Origin of the sequence: Streptomyces sp. NPDC059900 (assembly GCF_050270335.1) — a bacterium.
Lineage (GTDB): Bacteria > Actinomycetota > Actinomycetes > Streptomycetales > Streptomycetaceae > Streptomyces.
In genome coordinates this window covers 1-2,443 of sequence record NZ_JBNNJZ010000878.1, presented here as the reverse complement: position 1 = coordinate 2,443, position 2,443 = coordinate 1, and the positions used below count along the sequence as shown (strand labels likewise).

Sequence of the window (2,443 nt, the reverse complement as noted above, 5' to 3'; positions counted from 1 at the left end):
GGGCCGCCCTCTGGATGGCGGTGCTCTGGGCGGTGAGCGCGGTGGCGTTCGCGCACTCCGAGCATCCGGCGATCAAACCGGGCGAGCACCCGAACTGGAACCCCGCGCTCTTCTCCCTCGACCTGCTGCTCCCGGTGATCAATCTCGGCCAGGACAGTTACTGGCAGCTGAGCGGCGGCTGGCAGTGGTTCGCGGCGATCCTCATCCTGCTCGGCTGGGTCCTCGCGACGACCGTCGCGGCGGGGGCGACGAGGCTGCTGCGCAGGAACTGAAGGCGAGATTTTACCATCCCTTGACCATATGTCAGGCAACCGGACGATCGATGCGAAAGCTTCACCGGCCCTCCTCTGGCACTGCCCCGACCTGCGGTTTTCAATATCCACACGATGGCTTTCCTGCGCGCCCTGATCCGCACCGCACGCATGGTCAGGAACACACCGCTCCTCGCCGCCGGGATGACCCCCGACGACGAGGTGCTCCTCGACGCACCCGACGACCGGCTCGGCCCCGCGCTCGTCGCCGCGGGCCGCGGCGACTACGGCCCCGCGGCCAAACTCCTCGCCATGACCCGCGAGGACAACGAGTGGGAGAACCGCGACCGCTACACCACACGCCTCGCCGCCTTCGCCCGCTCCCGCCCCGAGTGGTTCGACGACTGGCAGTGCGCGGCCCCGCACGATCCGGACGCGCTGCTCGTCAAGGCGGAGCTCGCGGTGGTCCGCGGCTGGGAGTCGCCGGCCCACGCCGAGCTGCTGCGCGAGACGACGCCGCTGATCACCGCCGCCGCCGAGGCCGACCCGCGCGACCCCGTGCCCTGGCGGATCGCCCTGGACCACGCGCGCGGCACCCATGCGCCGCACTCGGTCTTCGACGCGATCCGGGCCGAGGCGGTGCACCGCTCCTCGCACCACTACGGCTGGCACGCCTCGGCACTCCAGTACCTCTCGGCCGCCTGGTACGGCTCGCACCGCCAGTGCTTCGACTTCGCCGAGCAGGCCGCGCGCGACGCACTGCCCGGCTCGCTGATCCAGGCGCTGCCCGCGCGGGCCGCCTTCGCGTATCTCACCAGCGCGTCGGGAAGCGTGCCGCGCGAGCGCCTGGACGCCGCGGCCGACCTCGGCATCGCCCTCTCCCGTGAGTACGAGGCCGGGGACCCCTGGCCCGCGGAGGTCCGCAACGTCCTCGCGTACGTCCTCGTGCGCCTGGAGCGCTGGCACGATGCGCTCGAACAGATGCGCCTCATCGGGCCCCACGCGACGTCCTTCCCCTGGGACCGGATGTCCGACGATCCGCTCGGCCAGTTCCTGGAACTGCGCGACGGCATCCGCATCGAGGTGGCCTCGAAGACCCCGCTGCGCACCGGTGGCGGACACCGGGACCCGGACGACCATTAGGCTTCAGGCTCGTGACCACCGTCCGGCTTCCGCTCTTCCCGCTCAACTCGGTGCTGTTCCCGGGTCTCGTGCTCCCGCTGAACGTGTTCGAGGAGCGTTATCGCGCCATGATGCGCGATCTGCTCAAGACCCCCGAAGAGGAGCAGCGCCTCTTCGCCGTCGTCGCGATCCGCGACGGCCTGGAGGTGGCGCCGAGCGCGCCCGGCCTCCCGGACCCCACCGCGCAGCCCGAGCAGGGGCCGGCCGCCGGCTTCGGCGACGACCCGCTCAAGGCCTTTCACGCGGTGGGCTGCATCGCGGACGCGGCGACGATCAGAGAGCGGGCCGACGGCGGCTTCGAGGTCCTGGCCACCGGTACCTCACGCGTGCGCCTGCACTCGGTGGACGCCTCGGGCGCCTTCCTGACCGCGGAGGTCGAGGAGCTGCCGGAGGATCCGGGCGAGGAGGCAGGCGCGCTTGCCGAGGGCGTCCTGCGGGCCTTTCGCTCCTACCAGAAGCGTCTGGCCGGGGCACGCGAGCGGTCCCTGTCCACGGGCGCCGACCTGCCGGACGACCCGTCCGTGGTGTCGTATCTCGTCGCGGCGGCCGCCGTCCTGGACACCCCCACGAAGCAGCGGCTCCTGGAGTCCCCGGACACCGCCTCGCGCCTGCACGACGAACTGAAGGTCCTGCGCGCCGAGACCGCGATCATCCGTAATCTGCCGTCGCTGCCCGCGACGGACCTCACGCGCGGCACCACGAGCCTCAACTGACCCGAGCCGCAACTGACGTAAGGCGCGAGCGCTTTGGCGAAGAAGCAGAAGAAGCAGCAGAAGCAGGCGGGCACGGGCGGCACCCCCGCGACGGTCGCCCTCGCGGCGGCGGGCGCGCAGTACACGGTCCACGCCTACGAACACGACCCCGCGCACCCCTCGTACGGCGAGGAGGCGGCGCAGGCCATGGGCGTCTCGCCCGACCGGGTCTTCAAGACCCTGGTCGCCGAGGTCGACGGCGATCTGACGGTCGCCGTGGTCCCCGTGGCGGGCACCCTGGATCTCAAGGCCCTGGCC

Annotated in this window: 2 protein-coding genes and 2 pseudogenes; all 4 read left to right on the top strand. The window is 71.8% G+C overall.

Annotated features, from left to right (window positions below):
* Positions 1–272, top strand: a pseudogene (locus ACQKIP_RS45230) (oxidoreductase); the annotation flags it as partial.
* Positions 273–386: 114 nt separating this feature from the next.
* Positions 387–1,394 carry a hypothetical protein gene (locus ACQKIP_RS45225; protein ID WP_365852859.1) on the top strand — a complete coding sequence of 336 codons (1,008 nt, stop codon included), beginning with the start codon at positions 387–389 and terminating at the stop codon, positions 1,392–1,394.
* An 11-nt stretch (positions 1,395–1,405) separates the two neighbouring features.
* A complete protein-coding gene (locus ACQKIP_RS45220; protein WP_365852857.1) occupies positions 1,406–2,146 on the top strand; it encodes an LON peptidase substrate-binding domain-containing protein in 741 nt (246 codons plus the stop codon).
* Positions 2,147–2,179: 33 nt separating this feature from the next.
* Positions 2,180–2,443 (top strand): annotated as a pseudogene (locus ACQKIP_RS45215) (Cys-tRNA(Pro) deacylase); the annotation flags it as partial.